The organism is Kitasatospora sp. NPDC101447, from assembly GCF_044767225.1.
In the GTDB taxonomy this organism is placed as follows: Bacteria; Actinomycetota; Actinomycetes; order Streptomycetales; family Streptomycetaceae; genus Kitasatospora.
The window spans coordinates 156,302-174,309 of record NZ_JBIWNL010000004.1; the positions used below are offsets into that span (position 1 = coordinate 156,302).

General features: G+C 73.1%; 16 protein-coding genes and 1 tRNA gene. 10 read left to right on the forward strand and 7 right to left on the reverse strand.

Features of this window, described 5'->3' with window-relative positions; genetic code table 11:
- The first annotated feature begins 14 nt into the window (after positions 1 to 14).
- From ACIRST_RS07745 to ACIRST_RS07760, 4 genes are all read left to right on the forward strand, one after another.
- Positions 15 to 1,163 carry an NAD-dependent epimerase/dehydratase family protein gene (locus ACIRST_RS07745; protein WP_402800723.1) on the forward strand — a complete coding sequence of 383 codons (1,149 nt, stop codon included), beginning with the start codon at positions 15 to 17 and terminating at the stop codon, positions 1,161 to 1,163.
- Between the two features lie 136 nt (positions 1,164 to 1,299).
- On the forward strand, positions 1,300 to 1,740 hold the full coding sequence (locus ACIRST_RS07750) for a molybdenum cofactor biosynthesis protein MoaE (protein ID WP_350523028.1): 441 nt from the start codon (positions 1,300 to 1,302) through the stop codon (positions 1,738 to 1,740).
- Positions 1,741 to 2,062: 322 nt separating this feature from the next.
- Complete coding sequence (locus tag ACIRST_RS07755; protein ID WP_350523027.1) at positions 2,063 to 2,254, forward strand: hypothetical protein; 192 nt, start codon at positions 2,063 to 2,065, stop codon at positions 2,252 to 2,254.
- Between the two features lie 42 nt (positions 2,255 to 2,296).
- Positions 2,297 to 3,409, forward strand: a complete 1,113-nt coding sequence (locus ACIRST_RS07760) for a PDZ domain-containing protein (protein ID WP_350523026.1) — start codon at positions 2,297 to 2,299, stop codon at positions 3,407 to 3,409.
- Positions 3,410 to 3,412: 3 nt separating this feature from the next.
- Here the strand turns inward: ACIRST_RS07760 and ACIRST_RS07765 are convergent, their stop codons facing one another.
- Complete coding sequence (locus tag ACIRST_RS07765) at positions 3,413 to 3,985, reverse strand: PPA1309 family protein (RefSeq protein ID WP_350523025.1); 573 nt, start codon at positions 3,983 to 3,985, stop codon at positions 3,413 to 3,415.
- A 223-nt stretch (positions 3,986 to 4,208) separates the two neighbouring features.
- On the opposite strand from ACIRST_RS07765, the gene ACIRST_RS07770 reads away from it, so the two are divergent.
- The 3 genes from ACIRST_RS07770 to ACIRST_RS07780 all read left to right on the forward strand — a co-directional run bounded on the left by ACIRST_RS07770 (position 4,209) and on the right by ACIRST_RS07780 (position 9,703).
- A complete protein-coding gene (locus tag ACIRST_RS07770; protein ID WP_350523024.1) occupies positions 4,209 to 7,199 on the forward strand; it encodes a UPF0182 family protein in 2,991 nt (996 codons plus the stop codon).
- Positions 7,200 to 7,288: 89 nt separating this feature from the next.
- A tRNA-Met gene (locus tag ACIRST_RS07775) sits at positions 7,289 to 7,362 on the forward strand.
- Between the two features lie 367 nt (positions 7,363 to 7,729).
- Positions 7,730 to 9,703 carry a tetratricopeptide repeat protein gene (locus tag ACIRST_RS07780; protein WP_402800725.1) on the forward strand — a complete coding sequence of 658 codons (1,974 nt, stop codon included), beginning with the start codon at positions 7,730 to 7,732 and terminating at the stop codon, positions 9,701 to 9,703.
- Between the two features lie 36 nt (positions 9,704 to 9,739).
- Here ACIRST_RS07780 and ACIRST_RS07785 read toward each other — a convergent pair whose 3' ends face one another.
- A complete protein-coding gene (locus tag ACIRST_RS07785) occupies positions 9,740 to 10,153 on the reverse strand; it encodes a Fur family transcriptional regulator (RefSeq protein WP_396544474.1) in 414 nt (137 codons plus the stop codon).
- A gap of 103 nt (positions 10,154 to 10,256) precedes the next feature.
- Between ACIRST_RS07785 and ACIRST_RS07790 the strand changes: the two genes are divergently transcribed.
- The gene (locus ACIRST_RS07790; protein WP_396544472.1) at positions 10,257 to 11,732 is read left to right on the forward strand and encodes a catalase; all 1,476 of its coding nucleotides are present in this window, start codon (positions 10,257 to 10,259) and stop codon (positions 11,730 to 11,732) included.
- 70 nt (positions 11,733 to 11,802) lie between these two features.
- On the opposite strand, the gene hisN is transcribed toward ACIRST_RS07790, so the two are convergent.
- From hisN to ACIRST_RS07815, 5 genes are all read right to left on the reverse strand, one after another.
- Entirely contained in the window at positions 11,803 to 12,600 is a 798-nt protein-coding gene (gene hisN / locus ACIRST_RS07795) for a histidinol-phosphatase (RefSeq protein WP_396544470.1), read from the reverse strand.
- Between the two features lie 109 nt (positions 12,601 to 12,709).
- Positions 12,710 to 13,033 carry a DMT family transporter gene (locus tag ACIRST_RS07800; RefSeq protein WP_402800727.1) on the reverse strand — a complete coding sequence of 108 codons (324 nt, stop codon included), beginning with the start codon at positions 13,031 to 13,033 and terminating at the stop codon, positions 12,710 to 12,712.
- 118 nt (positions 13,034 to 13,151) lie between these two features.
- Positions 13,152 to 14,207 (reverse strand): ribosome small subunit-dependent GTPase A, encoded by a 1,056-nt coding sequence (rsgA, locus tag ACIRST_RS07805; protein WP_350523018.1) that lies wholly within the window; start codon positions 14,205 to 14,207, stop codon positions 13,152 to 13,154.
- 15 nt (positions 14,208 to 14,222) lie between these two features.
- A complete protein-coding gene (aroA, locus tag ACIRST_RS07810; RefSeq protein WP_350523017.1) occupies positions 14,223 to 15,554 on the reverse strand; it encodes a 3-phosphoshikimate 1-carboxyvinyltransferase in 1,332 nt (443 codons plus the stop codon).
- A 147-nt stretch (positions 15,555 to 15,701) separates the two neighbouring features.
- Entirely contained in the window at positions 15,702 to 16,427 is a 726-nt protein-coding gene (locus ACIRST_RS07815) for a M50 family metallopeptidase (RefSeq protein WP_350523016.1), read from the reverse strand.
- A 137-nt stretch (positions 16,428 to 16,564) separates the two neighbouring features.
- Between ACIRST_RS07815 and ACIRST_RS07820 the strand changes: the two genes are divergently transcribed.
- Together ACIRST_RS07820 and ACIRST_RS07825 are read left to right on the forward strand one after the other, a co-directional pair.
- Entirely contained in the window at positions 16,565 to 17,317 is a 753-nt protein-coding gene (locus ACIRST_RS07820) for an SOS response-associated peptidase (protein WP_402800730.1), read from the forward strand.
- Between the two features lie 23 nt (positions 17,318 to 17,340).
- A complete protein-coding gene (locus ACIRST_RS07825; RefSeq protein ID WP_402800732.1) occupies positions 17,341 to 17,976 on the forward strand; it encodes an alpha/beta family hydrolase in 636 nt (211 codons plus the stop codon).
- Positions 17,977 to 18,008: the final 32 nt, after the last annotated feature.

The window sequence follows — 18,008 nt, forward strand, 5'->3', positions numbered from 1 at the left end:
GTGGAGGATGGCCGGTGAGTTCCCCGCCTTCGGACGTTCGCTCTGGGCTGACCGGAGGAGAGGACGCGTCGGACACCACGGCGTCACCGCCTCCAGCCTACGGCGGACGGCCGCTGACCGTGGCGGTGACCGGCGCCGCGGGCGTGCTGGGGGAGCAGGTCGCGGCGCGACTGGTGGCCTCCCCGCACGTGAAGAAGGTCCTGGCCGTCGACGACCGGCGCGGCGAGGTGCCGGGCGTGCACTGGCGGGTGCTGGACGTCCGGGACCCGGCGGTGGCCGAGCGGCTGGCCGGGGTCGACGTGGTGGTGCACCTGGCGATGGACTTCGGCATGGAGTCGGACCCGCGGGCCCGCAGCGCCTACAACGTGCGCGGCGCCCAGACGGTGCTGACCGCGGCCGCGGCCGCCGGGGTGCACCGGGTGGTGCTGTGCACCTCGGCGATGGTCTACGGCGCGCTGGCCGACAACGAGGTGCCGCTGGCCGAGGACTCCGAGCTGCGGGCGACCGAGGAGGCCTCGCTGGTCGGGGACCTGCTGGAGATCGAGCGGCTGGCCCGTCGCGCACCGCGCGCCCACCCCGGGCTGCAGGTGACGGTGCTGCGTCCGGCCGTGGTGGTGGGCCCGGGTGTGGACACCGTGCTGACCCGGCACTTCGAGGCGCCCCGCCTGCTGGTGGTGGCCGGCTCCCGCCCGTGCTGGCAGTTCTGCCACGTGGACGACCTGGCGGCGGCGCTGGAGTACGCGGCGCTGGGCCTGGTCGAGGGCGAGGTGACGGTCGGCTGCGACGGCTGGCTGGAGCAGGAGGACGTGGAGCGGCTGTCCGGGATCCGGCGGATGGAGCTGCCGGCGGCGCTGGCGCTCGGGACGGCGGCGCGGCTGCACCGGCTGGGCCTGACCCCGGCGCCGGCCGGGGACCTCGCCTACACGATGTACCCGTGGGTGGTGTCCGGCAGCCGGCTGCACGAGGCGGGCTGGCGCCCGGTGCACTCCAACGAGCAGGTGCTGGCCGAGCTGCTGGCCCAGGTGTCCGGCAAGCACGCGGTGGCCGGGCGGCGGCTGGGCGGGAAGGAGGCCGCGACCAGCCTGGGGGCGGCCGGGGCGACGGTGGCACTGGTCGGTACGGCGGCGCTGGTGCGCCGGGCCCGCAAGCGGCGCCGCTTCTGAGGACGTCCCGGGACGTCCCGGCACGGCGCCGCCACGGATCCGGGGCGGCGCCGTCGTTTCTCACGATGCGAAATTTCCACATCGTGATGCGGAAGGCCCTTGCCTCCGACCGCCCCGGATGGGGAATCATGGGGTCATGTCCGAGAACCACGACCCCATCCGCCTGCTCGCCATCCGCGACACCCCGCTCTCGCTGGACGAGGTGTACGAGGCGGTCGGCGACGACGCGGCCGGCGGCACCACCGTCTTCGTCGGAACGGTCCGTGACCACGACGGCGGCAAGTCGGTCGCCGCGCTGGAGTACAGCTGCCACCCCACCGCCGAGCAGGAGATGCGGCGGATCGCCGAGAAGGTCGTCGCCGACTTCCCGGTCCGGGCGCTCGCCGCGGTCCACCGGATCGGCCGGCTGGAGATCACGGACAAGGCCGTGATCGTCGCCGTCTCCTGCGCCCACCGCGGCGAGGCCTTCGCGGCCGCCCGCCGGCTGATCGACGACCTCAAGCACGAGGTGCCGATCTGGAAGCACCAGGTCTTCGCCGACGGCGAGGAGGAGTGGGTCGGCGCCGGCAGCTGCTGACGCCGCCCGGAACGGAAGCGCACCGGCTGCCCGCGCCGCGGAGCCGCACCGCCCGCCCGCGCCGCGGAAGCGCCCACGCATGCCCCGGCCGGTGCGCCGAACCGCCCCCGCGTGCCCTGACCAGCGCGCGGAACCGCCCGCACGTCCCGCGCGTCTGTCGGGGCAGGCGCGCCGGGGCCTCACTCGAACGGGTTCGCGGCGGCGCCCCGAATACTCCCTGGAAGTGAGCCGATCGGCCGTCCCGTAACCCGGACGGCGCCGGCCGCGTTGTCCGCCGGAGTGGTTAATCTGCTCATAGACACGACGAGCTGGGAGTACTGATATGGGTGCGCTCGCCTGGTTGATCATTCCGGTGGTCGCCGTCGTGGCCGCCGCCCTCTGGGCGGGCTGGGCCCAGCGGGCCCCGCGGGCCACGGGGGATCCGGCCTCGCTCGCAGAACACCGGCGCTTCATGGCCGCCATGGAACGCACCACGGCGGGGGCCGCCGCCCCCGGTGAGCGCTCCGGTCGGTAGCCCGCCGGGCGCCGCGTCACCCGCGTCCCGTACTGTCGAGGCATGCCACGCCGCTCCGCGACGATGCTCGCTGCCACCCTGCTGCTCATAGCACTGCTCTGCGTCTCGGTGCTGATGAAGGTGCCGTACACGGAGATGAGCCCGGGGCCGACGTACAACACGCTCGGCAACCAGGGCGGCAAGCCGGTGATCAGCATCGCCGGGCACGACTCCTACCCGACCACCGGGCACCTCAACATGACGACCGTCCAGGTCACCGGGGCCAAGTACGAGCCCAGCCTGGTCAACGCGGTGGTCGGCTGGCTGCGCGACGACGTGCTGATGGTTCCGCACGACAACGTCTACCCGAAGGGGCAGTCGGACGCGGACGCGAAGAAGCAGAACGCCGAGGAGTTCGCCTCCTCCGAGGACAGCGCCCGCACCGCGGCGCTCAAGCAGCTGGGCGTCCCGGTCGGTAGCGAGCTGATCGTCAAGTCGGTCACCGCCGGAGCGCCGGCCGAGGGCAAGCTGCACGCGGGTGACTCGATCGTCGCCGTCGACGGCGCCCCGGTCACCACGGTCGACCAGGTGGTCGCGGCGGTCACCAAGCACAAGCCGGGCGAGTCGGTGGTCTTCACGGTCGTGCCGCGGGTCAAGGACGCCGCCGGAAACGCCGCCGCCGACCCCGCCGCCAGGACGGACGTCGCCGTCCCGACCGTCCGGGTCAAGGACCTCGACCCGAAGGCCGCGCCCGAGCGGGCCGAGCTCGCCGCCGTCGGCATCGGCACCGGGATCCGGCACACCTACCCGTTCCGGATCGACATCGGCCTGCAGGACGTCGGCGGCCCGAGCGCCGGCCTGATGTTCTCGCTCGGCATCATCGACAAGCTGACCCCGAGCGGCGACCTCACCGGCGGCCGGTTCGTCGCGGGCACCGGCACCATCGACGACGACGGCAAGGTCGGCCCGATCGGCGGGATATCGATGAAGCTGATCGCCGCCAGGGACGCCGGGGCCGAGTACTTCTTCACCCCGTCCTCGAACTGTGCCGAGGCCACCAAGAACATCCCGTCCGGGCTGACCCTGATCAAGACGGACACGCTGGACGGCGCGCTGAAGTCGCTGGAGCAGATCCGCTCCGGGCAGACCTCCGCGCTGCCGTCCTGCGCCAAGTAGGGGTCAGGAGAAGGTCGCCAGCAGGGCCTCGGTGAGGCCGGGCACCAGGTCCGGACCGGTCAGCACCTCGCGGGCGACGTCCTTGGAACGCAGCCGCAGGGCGATCTCCTTCTTGCCGTCGCGCAGCACCGCGGCGGTGATCCGCACCTCCTCGCGCTGCGGGTGGTTGGCCACCCAGTCGGCGAGCTGGGCGTCGCTGGCACCGCGGGGGCGGGTCTGCTCGGCGCCGGGCGGCAGCATCTGCCGCTCGACGACCAGGGCGCAGCCGGCCACCGAGTCGGGCCAGGCGATGGTGCCGAGGAACTTGTCGAGCGGCGTGCCGGCCGGGATCTCGTCCTGCTCGATCGGGGTGAGGCCGGGCTCGTCGCCGTCGGCGAGGCCGAGCTGTTCGGCGATCTTCGGGTTGGCCTTGCGCAGGGCGGCGCTGTCCACCAGGGCGAACAGCCGGGCCGGGAGGTCCCAGCCGAGGGTGGCGGCGTACTCGTCGATCTCCAGCGCGGCCCGGGTGAGCGGGGTGGCGGCGGGGAGCTTGGAGACGTCGTCGGGGGAGTTGTTCAGATCAGACGCGTCGGACATGCCTCAATCCTCACACGCCGGGCGGGGCGCGCTCGCCGGGCGGTCCGGTGGGGGCGGGCGGCGTGCCGCGCGCCCCGGTGCGGGCGGGGCGGGGACGGCCGGGGGCGGGGCGCCGTAGTAACCGTCTGCTAACGGTGGGAACTCGGCCAAAGCCTGGTTAAGTTGCTCTGACGACCGACCGATATCCAGACGACACAGCTGAGGTGCCACCGTGGTATTCCAGATGCCGGAACGCTCAGGGCCGGGTTTCCGGCGAAGGGTGGGCCCGCCGTCGCGGCGGGCGCGGGTGGCCCTGCTGACCCTGGGCGTACTCGCGGTGCTGTTCCTGTTGTTCGTCATGTTCGCGGGCTTCTGGACGGACTGGCTGTGGTTCAAGTCCGTCCACTACTCCTCGGTGTTCACCACCCAGCTGTGGACGAAGGTCGGGCTGTTCGCGGTGTTCGGCCTGCTGATGGCGGTGATCGTCGGCTTCAACATCTGGCTGGCGCACCGGCTGCGGCCGCCGCTGTCGGCGATGTCGGTGGAGCAGCAGAGCCTGGACCGCTACCGGGCGGGCCTGGCGCCGTTCAAGCGCTGGGCGCTGATCGGCATCTCGCTGGTGATCGGCCTGGTGGCGGGCGCCGCGGCGTCCGGCCAGTGGCGGACCTGGCTGATGTGGACCAACTCGACGTCCTTCGGGGAGAAGGACGCCCAGTTCGGCATGGACGTCTCCTTCTACGCCTTCGACCTGCCCTTCTACGAGTTCGTGCTGGGCTTCGCGTTCAGCGCGGTGATCGTCTCGCTGCTGACCTCCGCGCTGGTGCACTACCTGTACGGCGGGCTGCGGCTGCAGGGCCCGGGTCGGCGGGCGAGCGCCGGCGCGCAGGGGCACCTGGCGGTGCTGCTGGGCGTGTTCGTGCTGCTGAAGGCCGTCGCCTACTGGCTCGACCGGTACGCGCTGGCGGTCAAGACCGGCTCGTACAAGGGTGTTTCGGGCTGGACGGGCCTGCGCTACGTGGACGCCAACGCGTTCCTGCCGGCCAAGACCATCCTGTTCTTCGTCGCGATCATCTGCGCCGTGCTGTTCTTCCTGACCCCGATCCGCCGCACCTGGGCGCCGGCCCTGATCGGGCTGGGGCTGATGGTGCTGTCGGCGGTGCTGATCGGCGGCCTGTACCCGGCGATCGTGCAGCAGTTCCAGGTCAAGCCGAACGAGCAGGCCAAGGAGACGCCGTACATCCAGAAGAACATCGACGCGACGCGGCAGGCGTACGGGATCGCCGACGCGCAGACCACGCCGTACAGCCCGCAGGGCTCGACCGGCGGTGACGCGCTCAAGCCCGACGCGCAGACCATCGCGGACGTGCGGCTGCTGGACCCGAACATCGTGTCGCAGACCTTCCAGTCGCTGGAGCAGCAGCGCAACTACTACGCCTTCCCGAGCACGCTGGACGTGGACCGGTACCGCACCGACACGGGCAAGCAGGACACCGTCGTCGGCCTGCGCGAGCTGGACCTCAACGGCGTGCAGCGCAACTGGATCAACGACCACTTCAAGTACACCCACGGCTACGGTGCGGCGGTCGCCAAGGGCAACCAGGTCGACGACAAGGGCGGGCCGGTGTTCACCGAGTCCGGCCTGCCGGCCACCGGCTCGCTCGGCGACTACCAGCAGCGGATCTACTACGGCGAGAAGACGACGACGTACTCGATCGTCGGCGGCTCCAACAAGGAGATCGACTACACCGACACCAAGACCGGCCAGAACGTGGAGTACACGTACACCGGTTCCGGCGGTGTCTCGCTGGACAACCCGATCACCCGGGCCGCGTACGCGGTGCGCTTCACCGAGCCGCAGATCCTCTACGCGGGGGCGATCACCGACGGCGCCAAGGTGCTCTACAACCGCACGCCGAAGGAGCGGGTGGAGAAGGTCGCCCCGTGGCTGTCGATCGACGCCGACCCGTACCCGGTGGTGCAGGACGGCCACGTGGTCTGGGTGGTGGACGGCTACACCACCTCGGACGGCTTCCCGTTCTCCTCGAAGACGACGCTGGGCGCGGCCACCAAGGACTCGCTGACCAACCAGCGCGGTGAGCTGCTGACCGTCGCCAACCAGGTCAACTACATCCGCAACTCGGTCAAGGCCACGGTCGACGCGTACACCGGTGAGGTGAAGCTCTACCAGTGGGACGAGAAGGACCCGGTGCTGAAGACCTGGATGAAGGCCTTCCCGGGCACCGTGGAGCCGAAGGCGGACATCCCGCAGTCGCTGCTGCCGCACCTGCGCTACCCGCAGGACATGTTCAAGGTGCAGCGCGACCTGCTCGGCCAGTACCACGTGACCGACTCCAACTCCTTCTTCAACGGCAGTGACATCTGGCAGGTCCCGGTGGACCCGACCAGTGACACCAAGCAGGTCCAGCCGCCGTACTACGTGACGGTGCGGATGCCGGACGCCGCGGGCGCGAGCTTCTCGCTGACCAGCTCCTTCGTGCCCAACGGCCGTCCGAACCTGGCGGCGTTCATGGCCGTCAACGCGGACCCGGGCGACGACTACGGGAAGATCCGCGTCCTGAAGATGACCGGCGAGTCCGGCGCCCCCGGCCCCGGCCTGGTGCAGTCGAAGTTCAACTCCCGCCAGGAGGTGGCCTCGCAGATCTACGCACTGAAGACCGGCGGTGACACCGAGCTGGAGTACGGGAACCTGCTGACCCTGCCGATGGGCGGCGGCCTGCTCAACGTCGAGCCGGTGTACGTGCGCGGGCGCGGCGCCAAGTACCCGACGCTGCAGAAGGTCCTGGCGGTGTACGGGGACGACAACGTGGCCTTCGAGGACACCCTGGAGAAGGCGCTGAACAAGCTCTTCGCCGGGCAGGCCCCGCCGGCCACGCCGGTGGCGCCGTCCAACCCGGGCAACGGGACGGCCCCGACCGCCCCGGGCACCCCGACCTCCCCGGCGACGCCCACGCCGACCGCGCCGGCCACGCCCGCGCCGGGCGGGACGATCTCGCCGGAGCTGCAGAAGGCGCTGTCGGACGCGGAGAAGGCGTACAACGACAGTCAGACGGCGTTCAAGAACGGCGACTGGGTGGCCTACGGCAACGCCCAGAAGGCGCTCGGCGACGCCCTGAACGCGGCCGTGGCGGCCCGTGGCGGCAGCCCGGCCCCCGCCCCGACCGGCACTCCCGCCGCGGGGGCCACCGGGGCCGGATCACCGAGCCCCCGGCCGTAGCTCCGGCCACGGGCCGCAGCGGTGGACCGCTGAGCTGCGGCAACCGTTTTCCGTTCCACCCCGCATCGGTGCTATGGTTCAACCACCGACGCGGGGTGGAGCAGCTCGGTAGCTCGCTGGGCTCATAACCCAGAGGTCGCAGGTTCAAATCCTGTCCCCGCTACAAAGGCCAGAGGCCCGGAGGATCCTTCCTCCGGGCCTCCGGTGTTTCCCGGGGTGTCTTCGCACGGAAGCGGTGGGAACCGCTCCGGTACTATCGACCGTCGCCAAGGAGGAGGGCGCAGGGGTTTGTGAGGTTGAAGTGTCGGGAAATCGACAAAGCGCCGAAGCAATTCCGTCGGCTTCGGGTCAGCCCGGCCCGAATTCGGCCGGGGCAGGTGTACGCGGGTAGCAGGTGATGCGACGATGGGACACATGGGGGACGGTGCACGGCCGCTGATTGGCCGTCGGGTCCGGCGCCTCTCCTGGGAGTCCCCCCGGTCGCACGCCGGGGCACGATGCCGCGACACTCTGGGGGAGCGGGAGTCGGCATGAGGCTGATCGGCAAGTCAGGCGCCAAGCCCGCGGCGGCGGCCGAGGCGGACACCGACGCCTGGGCGGAGAGCACCGAGAGCCCCGAACACCGCCCCGGAGCCCTGCCGGCCCAGCGCACCAGCGGACTCTCCGAACGCCCCACCCCGGGCTACGGCCCCGACAGCCTGGTCCACGTGTCCACCCGTCAGTTCGCCGCCGCCGTCGGCGCGTACGGGGAGCGGCCCGGCGACGAGCCGGCCGCCGGCGCCGCCCTGGACCCGACGGGCCTGGACCCGACCAGCTTCGAGACCGCGCTCGCCGCCCGCGAGTCTGCCGCCCTGGAGGCCCGGCACCGGCAGGCCGCCGACAGCGGGGACCCGGACGCCGCCGGCCGGCTGGGCACCCTGCTGCTGCGCCGCGGGGACCTGGAGGACGCCGAACCGTACCTGCGCGCCGCCGCTGCGGCCGGGTTGCGCGCCGCCGCCAACAACCTCGGCGTGCTGCTGCACCAGCAGGGTCACCGGGCCGAGGCCGGCCAGTGGTGGCGCCAGGCCGCCGTCGCCGGCAGCGCCCCGGCCGCGCACGCGCTCGGGCTGCAGCTGCGCGACCAGGGCGAGGAGGAGGCCGCCGAGTACTGGCTGCACTTCGCCGCCGACCACGGACACCCCCTCGGCGCCTACGCCCTGGGCGACCTGATGGAGCACCGGCGGGACGTCCGGGCCGAGCGCTGGTTCAAGGTCTCCGCCGACGCCGGGCACCGGGAGGCCTCCTACCGGCTGGCCCGGATGCGCGAGGCCGCCGGGGACAAGGACACCGCCGAGGCCTGGTACCGCACCGCCGCCGCCCGCAGCCACGCCCGCGCCGCGCTGCGCCTGGGCGTGCTGCTGGAGGAGCGCGCCCGCACCGACCAGTCCCTGCTGGAGGAGGCGGCCCGCTGGTACCGGCAGGCCGCGCAGAACGGGGAGCCGCGCGCGGCCTGCGCGCTGGGCTTCCTGCTGCGCGACTCCGGGGACGTCGCGGCCGCCGCCGAGTGGTGGCAGGAGGCCGCCGAGGCCGGGGACGGCAACGCCGCCAACGCGCTGGGCGCCCTGCACGCGAGCCGTGGCGAGGCCAAGGAGGCCGAGCGCTGGTACCGCGCCGCGCTGGACGCGGGCGACCAGAACGGCGCCTTCAACCTCGGCCTGCTCTGCGCCGGCACCGGCCGCGAGCAGCAGGCCGAGCAGTGGTACCGCCGGGCCGCGTACGCCGGGCACCGGGAGGCCTGCAACGCCCTGGCCGTGGTGCTGCTGCACCGCGGCGACGAGTCCGGCGCCGAGCCGTGGTTCTCCAAGGCGGCCGAGGCGGGCAGCGTGGACGGCGCGTTCAACCTCGGCGTGCTGCACGCCGGGCGCGGCGAGCAGCGGCAGGCCCAGGAGTGGTACGCGCGGGCCGCCGCCGAGGGGCACGGCGAGGCGGCACTGCAGCTCGCCGTCGCCCAGGAGCAGCGCGGCAACCTGGCCGGGGCGCTGGAGCGCTACCGGCAGGCGGCGGCGGGCGGCTCGGCGGAGGGCGCGTTCCGGCTGGCCTCGCTGCTGGACCGGCGCGGGGACGCGGACGCCGAGGCCGAGCACTGGTACGCGCTGGCGGCCGACGCCGGGCACCGGCGGGCGCAGGTGCGGATGGGTGTGCGGGCGGCGGACCGCGGGGCGCTGGAGATCGCCGAGAGCTGGTACCGGCGGGCCGCCGAGGCGGGCAGCCGCAGCGCCGCGTTCAACCTGGGGCTGCTGCTGGCCCGGCAGGACAGCGAGGCCGAGGCGATGCTCTGGTACACCCGGGCCGCCGACGCCGGGCACGGGCGGGCGGCCCTGCGGCTCGCGCTGCTGGCGCTGCGCCGGGGGGAGCCGGTGCAGGCGGAGAACTGGTGCCGGCGGGCGATCGACTACGGCCCGGCCGAGGTGGCGGAGCGGGCCGGGCGCCTGCTGGGCGCGCTGCACGCGGAGTTGAGCGCGTAGCGGCGCCGGGCCGTCGGGTTACGGGCGGCCCTCGGGTTACGGGCGGCAGTCGGGGCACAGGCCGCGGTAGGTGACCTCGGCGGCGGTGACGGTGAAGCCGAACCGTTCGGCCGCGGGCAGTGCGGCGAGCGGGTCGCCGTGCGGGTGGACGTCGCGGATCGCGCCGCAGCCCGAGCAGACCAGGTGCTGGTGGGCGCGGTGCGCGTTGGGGTCGTAGCGCCGGGCGCGGCCGTCGGTGGCGACCTCCAGGACCTCCCCGAGGGCGACCAGCTCGCCGAGCGTGTTGTAGACGGTGGCGCGGCTGATCTCGGGCAGCCGGGCCGCCGCGCGGGCGTGCACCTCGTCGGCGGTGAGGTGGACGTGATCGCCGTCGAGGACCTCGGCCACGACCCGGCGCTGCGAGGTCAGCCGCCAGCCGCGCTCGCGCAGTCTCTCCAGCAGGTCGTTCATGTCCACCAGGGTAATTCAGGTCCGGGATTGGTTCCAGTGTTGACTTGGACAAAGTCCAAGTTAGGATCGTGTCATCACGATCGGACCCGTGGAGGCACCCGTTATGACCACGCAGGACGAGCTGCGCCCGACCCTGACCACCGAGGCGGGTGCCCCCGTCGCCGACAACCAGAACACCGAGACCGCCGGTCTCGGCGGCCCGGCCCTGATCCAGGACCAGCTGCTGTTCGAGAAGCTCGCGCACTTCAACCGCGAGCGGATCCCGGAGCGCGTGGTGCACGCCCGCGGCGCCGGGGCGTACGGCACCTTCACGGTGACCGCCGACGTGACGCCCTGGACCCGGGCGGCCTTCCTGTCCGAGGTCGGCAAGCAAACCGAGGTCTTCCTGCGCTTCTCCACCGTCGCGGGCAACCTCGGCGCGGCCGACGCGGTGCGCGACCCGCGCGGCTTCGCACTGAAGTTCTACACCGAGGAGGGCAACTACGACCTCGTCGGCAACAACACCCCGGTGTTCTTCATCAAGGACGCCATCAAGTTCCCCGACTTCATCCACACCCAGAAGCGGGACCCGTACACCGGCTCGCAGGAGGCCGACAACGTCTGGGACTTCTGGGGCCTGTCCCCCGAGGCAACCCACCAGGTCACCTGGCTCTTCGGCGACCGCGGCATACCCGCCTCCTACCGCCACCTGAACGGCTACGGCTCGCACACCTTCCAGTGGCAGAACGAGGCCGGCGAGCACTTCTGGGTCAAGTACCACTTCAAGACCGACCAGGGCATCCGCAACCTCACCCAGGCCGAGGCCAACACCCTCGCCGGCGAGGACCCGGACAGCCACCAGCGCGACCTGCGCGAGTCGATCGAGCGCGGCGACTTCCCGAGCTGGACGGTGCAGGTCCAGATCATGCCGGCGGCCGACGCGGCGAACTACCGCTTCAACCCCTTCGACCTGACCAAGGTCTGGCCGCACGCCGACTACCCGCCGGTCGAGATCGGCCGGCTGGAGCTCAACCGCAACCCCGACAACGTCTTCGCCGAGGTCGAGCAGTCGGTCTTCTCCCCGGCGCACTTCGTGCCCGGCATCGGCCCGTCCCCGGACAAGATGCTCCAGGGCCGCCTGTTCGCGTACGCCGACGCCCACCGCTACCGGGTCGGCATCAACGCCGACCACCTGCCGGTGAACCGCCCGCACGCCACCGAGGCGCGCACCAACGGCCGCGACGGCCACCTGTACGACGGGCGCCACGGGCGGCAGAAGAACTACGAGCCGAACAGCTTCGGCGGCCCCGTGCAGACCGGCCGCCCGCTGTGGGCCGCCACGGCGGTCGACGGCCTCACCGGCACCCACGTGGCGCCCGCGCACGCCGAGGACGACGACTTCGTGCAGGCCGGCAACCTGTACCGGCTGTTCTCGGAGGACGAGAAGCAGCGGCTGATCGCCAACCTGGCCGGCTTCATCGCCAAGGTCTCGGCCGACCGCGAGGACATCGTCGAGCGGGCGATCGACAACTTCCGCAAGGCCGACGCCGATTACGGGCAGCGGCTGGAGGCGGCGGTCCGGGAGCTGCGCAAGCGGTAGCAGCGACCGGCCCGAGAAAGCAGCAGGCCCTGTGACCGGCTCCCACCGGTCACAGGGCCTGCATCCACGTTCAGACCGAGAGGCGGCGCAGCGCCTCCTCGTGCAGCAGGCCGTTGGAGGCGACGGCGTCCGCGCCGCCGGGGCCCGGGATGCCGTCCAGGCCGGTGAAGCGGCCGCCGGCCTCCTCGACGATGACGCAGTTGGCCGCCATGTCCCACAGCGACAGCTCGGGTTCGGCGGCGATGTCGACGGCGCCCTCGGCGACCATCATGTAGGACCAGAAGTCGCCGTAGGCACGGGTGCGCCAGCAGGCCCGGGTGAGGTCCAGGAACGGGTCGAGGCGGCCGCGCTCCTCCCAGCCGGTGAGCGAGGAGTAGGAGAAGGACGCGTCCTCGATCCGGGAGACGCCGGAGACGTGGATCCGGGAGGCCTTGGCCAGGCTGCGGCCGGCGAAGGCGCCGAGACCCTTGGCCGCCCACCAGCGGCGCTGCAGCGCGGGGGCGGAGACGATGCCCACCACCGGGCGCTCGACGCCGTCCGGGCCGTCCTCCAGCAGGGCGATCAGGGTGGCCCAGACCGGGACCCCGCGGATGTAGTTCTTGGTGCCGTCGATCGGGTCGATCACCCAGCGGCGCGGGCCGGAACCCTGCAGGCCGAACTCCTCGCCCAGGATCGCGTCGCGCGGGCGGGCGCGCTGGAGCACGCTGCGCACGAGCTCCTCGGCGGCCTTGTCGGCGTCACTCACCGGGGTGAGGTCCGGCTTGGTCTCGATCTTCAGGTCGAGGGCGCGGAATCGCTCCAGGGTGACCGAGTCGGCCGAGTCGGCGAGGACGTGGGCGAGTCGGAGATCGTCGTGGTAGTCGGCCATGTCCAAGACCCTAGCGAGCCCGCCCCGATCGGCACAGCCGGGCTCGCGGAGCGGGACGAGGCGTTCCCGCGCGCCCCGGTGCGCCGTGCGCCGTGCGTCGTGCGTCGGCTCAGTGCGTCGTACCGCTGAGCTGGAGGCCGATGACCCCCGTGATCACCAGGGAGATCGAGACCAGCTTGAGCACCGAGGTGCTCTCGTCCAGGAAGACCATGCCGTAGATGGCGGTGCCGGCCGCGCCGATGCCCGTCCAGACGGCGTAGGCGGGGCCGATGGGCAGGCTCTTCAGCGAGAGGGTGAGCAGACCGAAGCTGCCGAGGGCGAACACGCAGAAGCTGATGGTGGGCCAGAGCTTGGTGAAACCCTCGCTGAGCTTGAGGTTGATCGCGAAGCCGGTCTCCAGCAGGCCGGCCAGGATCACCAGGGCCCATGCCATCGCGCGCCCTCCCAGTGGATCGACGGTCGGACCGCACCCGGCCCGACCTTCCTATGATCGCCAGGCGGGCGCGGTCCGACACCTCGAACGGGCCACGGACCTCGGGGGCCCGGAGGGCTCAGTCGCCCTCGCGGGCCTCCTTGCTGGCCAGCAGGCGGCGCAGCGAGTAGAGCCGGGCGGCCTCGGCGTGGCCGTCGGCGACCCAGGCGTCCAGCGCGCAGTCCGGCTCGTCGTGGCTGCACGCGCGCGGGCAGTCGACGGTGCCGGGCTCCAGGTCCGGGAAGGCGAGGATGACCCGGGACGGGTCGATGTGCGAGAGGCCGAAGGAACGGAAGCCCGGGGTGTCGATCACCCAGCCCGGGTCCAGCGCCTTCTTCGAGCCCGGCTTGGCACCGGGCGGCGGCGGCAGCCGCAGCGCCAGGGCGGAGACGGTGGTGTGCCGGCCGCGGCCGGTCACCGCGTTGACGTGGCCGGTCTGCCGCTGGCGGTCCGGGACGAGGGCGTTGACCAGGGTCGTCTTGCCGACGCCGGAGTGGCCGATGAACACCGTGGAGCGCCCGCGCAGGTGCTCGCGGACGGCCTCGGCGCCGGTGGTCTCCAGCTCGTCGCGGCGGGTGACCACGTACCGGATGCCGAGCGAGGCGTAGGAGTCCAGGAGGGTCGAGGCCGGGGCGAGGTCCGACTTGGTGAGCACCAGCAGCGGCTCCATGCCCGCGTCGTACGCGGCCACCAGACAGCGGTCGATCAGCCGGGGGCGCGGCTCCGGGTCCGCCAGCGCGGTGACGATGGCCAGCTGCTCGGCGTTGGCGACGACGATCCGCTCGTACGGGTCGTCGTCGTCCGCGGTACGCCGGAGCACCGAGCTGCGCTCCTCGACCCGGACGATCCGGGCGAGGGTGTCGGCGTCCCCGGAGAGGTCGCCGACCAGGTTGACCACGTCGCCGACGACCACCCCCTTGCGGCCTAGCTCGCGGGCCTTCATGGCGACGACCTCGCGCTCGTGCTTGGTGCCCGGGTCGACCAGGCAGGTCAGCCGACCGCGGTCGACGGTCAGCACCATCGCCTCGGCGGCGTCCTCGTGCTTGGGCCTGATCCGGGTCCGCGGCCGGGAACCCCGGCGGGCGGGGCGGTTGCGGATGTCGTCCTCGTCGGCGTCCTTGCCGTAGCGGCGCATGTGCTCAGTCTCCGCTCAGGCGTCCGCCGCCGCTTCGCCCAGCAGTTCGGCCCACATCGCCGGGAAGTCGGGCAGGGTCTTGGCGGTGGTGGCGACGTTCTCCACCCCGATGCCGGGCACGGCGAGGCCGAGCACCGCGGCGGCCGTGGCCAGGCGGTGGTCCTCGTAGGTGCGGAAGGTGCCGCCGTGCAGCGGGCGCGGGCGGATCCGCAGGCCGTCCTCGGTCTCGGTGACGTCGCCGCCGAGGTCGTTGATCTCCTTGGCGAGCGCGGCGAGCCGGTCCGTCTCGTGCAGGCGCAGGTGGGCGATGCCGTACAGGTGGGACTCGGAGTCGGCCAGCGCGGCGACGGCGGCGATCACCGGGGTGAGCTCGCCGACGTCGTGCAGGTCGGCGTCGATGCCGTGGATCCGGCCGGTGCCGGTGAACTGCAGGCCCTCGTCGGTGAACTCGCAGGCGCCACCCATCCGGGTGTAGATCTCGCGCAGCTGGTCGCCGGGCTGGGTGGTGTGCCGGGGCCAGTCGCGCACGGTGACGCGGCCGCCGGTGACCAGGGCCGCGGCGAAGAACGGCGCCGCGTTGGAGAGGTCCGGCTCGACCACCAGGTCGCGACCGATCAGGGCGCCGGGGGTGACCCGCCAGACGTCCTTCTCGCCGCCGTCCTCGGGGGCGTCGACCTGGGCGCCGGCCTTGCGCAGCATCTCCACGGTCATCCGGATGTGCGGCAGCGACGGCACCGGGCCGCCCACGTGCCGGACCTCGATGCCGTGGTTGTAGCGGGCGCCGGAGAGCAGCAGCGCGGAGACGAACTGGGACGAGGAGGAGGCGTCCAGCTCCACCGGGCCGCCGTCCAGCGAGCCGGTGCCGTGGACGGTCAGCGGGAACGCGCCGCGGCCGCCGTCGTCGATGCGGGCGCCGAGGGCGCGCAGGGCGTCGATCACGCCGTGCTGGGGGCGCTCGTAGCAGCGCGGGTCGCCGTCGAAGTGCACCGGGCCGTCGGCGAGGACGGCGAGCGGGGGCAGGAAGCGCATGACCGTGCCGGCGTTGCCGACGTCGACGGAGGCGGGGCCGCGCAGCGCGGGGGCGGGGAAGACCCGCCAGGCCTCGCCGCCGCCGGTGCCGCCGGCGTCGTTGTTGACCGTCTCCTCGATGGTGACCCCGAGGGCGCGCAGGCCGTCGGCCATCAGCTGGGAGTCGCGGCTGCGCAGCGGGCGGCGCACCCAGCCGGGCCGCTCGGCGAGTGCCGCCAGCACCAGAGCCCGGTTGGTGACCGACTTGGAGCCGGGGATGGTGACGGTCGCGTCGACGGGGCTGGTGGCGACGGGGGCGGGCCACGGGGTCTCGGTCATGTGGCAAGTCTAGGGGCCGTACCGGAACGGGCCGTGATTCGCCCGCTCGCCTCCGGCGGCTCTGCGCCCCCCGGCTCGGGGCTGTGATTCACCCGCGCGCCTCCGGGTGCTCGGAATCCGGTGCCGACGGTCGCCGTCGGGTGCGGGTCAGTGCAGCGGCTGGAGGAGCCAGGTCGCGCCGAGGGCGAGGCAGGCCAGGGCGACGAGCAGGAAGACGGTGACCCAGGCGAGGGCGGGGACGTGGGTGAGCCGGGCGAGCTGGTCGGCGTCGGAGTCCTGCGCCCAGCCGATGCGGCGCTGGTGCTGGAGCTCCAGGACGGGGCGGACGGCACCGAAGAGCAGGAACCAGCAGCCGAGGTAGGCGAAGCCGGCCTGGACCTCGGCGCTGCCGAACCAGGAGACCAGGAAGAAGGCGCCGCCGGCGACCAGGACGACGAAGAGGCCGAAGGCGTTGCGGATGCGCAGGAGCAGGGCGAGCAGCAGGGCGATCGCCAGCCACAGCAGCAGCGTGATCCGGTCGGCGGCGAGCAGGGCGGCGCAGCCGAGCCCGAGCAGGGCGGGGGCGGTGTAGCCGGCGGCGGCGGTGAGGACCATGCCGGGGCCGGTGGGGCGGCCGTAGGAGACGGTGAGCCCGGAGGTGTCGGAGTGCAGCCGGATGCCGGCCAGCTTGCGGCCGGTGAGGCGCGCGACCAGTCCGTGGCCGCCCTCGTGGGCGATGGTGACGGCGTTGCGGGCGACGTGCCAGAGCGGGCGGGCGAGGACGGTGAGCAGGGCGGCGGCGCCGGTGGCCAGGACCAGCCAGCCGGGCGGGGCGGGCTGGTTGCCGGTGACCTGGTCCCACAGGGCGCTCAGGGTGTGGTCGTCGGTGCTCATGTGATCTTCCCGCCTCCGTTCGCTGCGCTGGGCCGTTCGGGGCAGCCTCCCACGGGGAGACGGGCGGGCGGGAGCGGGCGGTTCTGGTCCGGGCATGAACAAGTGATGAGGACGGGCGGCATGGCAAGCTGGCCCGCATGTGCGGTCGGTTCGCAGCCAGCAGCAAGCCCGAGGACGTCATCGAGCTGTTCGACGTCGAGCAGTGGGACCCCGAGGAGACCCTGGACCCGAACTGGAACGTCGCACCGACCGACAGCGCCTTCGTGGTGCTGGAGCGGATGGCCGGGGAGCAGCCGCGGGCGGTGCGGCAGCTGCGGGTGCTGCGCTGGGGGCTGGTGCCGCAGTGGTCGAACACCGCGGAGACGGCGGTGAAGATGATCAACGCCCGGTCGGACACGGTGCACGAGAAGCCCTCCTACCGGCAGGCCTTCGCCGCGCGCCGGTGCATCCTGCCGGTGGACGGCTACTACGAGTGGCAGACGGTGCCGGGCGAGCGGGGCAAGGCGCGCAAGAAGCCGTACTTCGTCTCCCGGGCGGACGGGACCCCGCTGGCGCTGGCCGGGCTGTACGAGTTCTGGCGCAACCGGGCGGTGCCGCCCGGGCACCCGGAGGCCTGGCTGGTGACGTTCACGATCGTCACCACGGACGCCGAGGAGTCGCTGGCGCCGATCCACGAGAGGATGCCGCTGTTCCTCGACCCGCAGGACTGGGACGCGTGGCTGGACCCGCGGCTGACCGACCCGGACGCCCTGGGCCGGCTGCTGATACCCCCGCCGCCCGGCGCCCTGCTGGCCACCCCGGTGTCGCCGGCGGTCGGCAGCATCCGCAACAACGGCCCGGAGCTCAAGGAGCCCTGGGCCGAGGTCGAGCACGAGACCACCCTGTTCTGAAGCGCATCCGGGAGCGAGCAGCGATGACGACCGAACTCATCCCCACCGAGGCCGGGGAGGCCCGGATCACCCACCACCGGGCGGCCGAACCGAAGGCCGTCCTGGCCCTCGGGCACGGCGCGGGGGGCGGGATCGAGGCCCGGGACCTGGTGGAGCTGGCCGGGCGGCTGCCGGAGCGCGGGATCAGCGTGGCGCTGGTCGAGCAGCCCTGGCGGGTGGCGGGCAAGAAGCTGGGCCCGGCGCCGAAGGCGCTGGACCTCGGCTGGCGGCCGGTCGCCGAGCACCTGGCCGGGCAGGGGCTGCCGCTGGTGGTGGGCGGGCGCAGCGCCGGGGCGCGGGTGGCCTGCCGGACGGGGGCGGCCACCGGGGCGGTGGGGGTGGTGGCGCTGGCGTTCCCGCTGCACCCGCCGGGCAAGCCGGAGAAGAGCCGGGCGGAGGAGCTGCTGGCGTCGGGGCTCCCGACGCTGGTGGTGCAGAGCGTGCAGGACCCGTTCGGCGGGCCGGAGGAGTTCCCGGAGCTGCCGGCGGGGCACGAACTGGTGGCGGTGCCGTACGGCAGCCACGGGTTCGCGGTGCCCAAGCGGGCGCCGATGGGGCAGGACGAGGTGCTGGACCTGATCTGCTCGGCGGTCGGGGACTGGGTCCTGCGGCTGGTCTGAGGCGGGCCCGCGGCCGGGCCCGGGACCGCCGT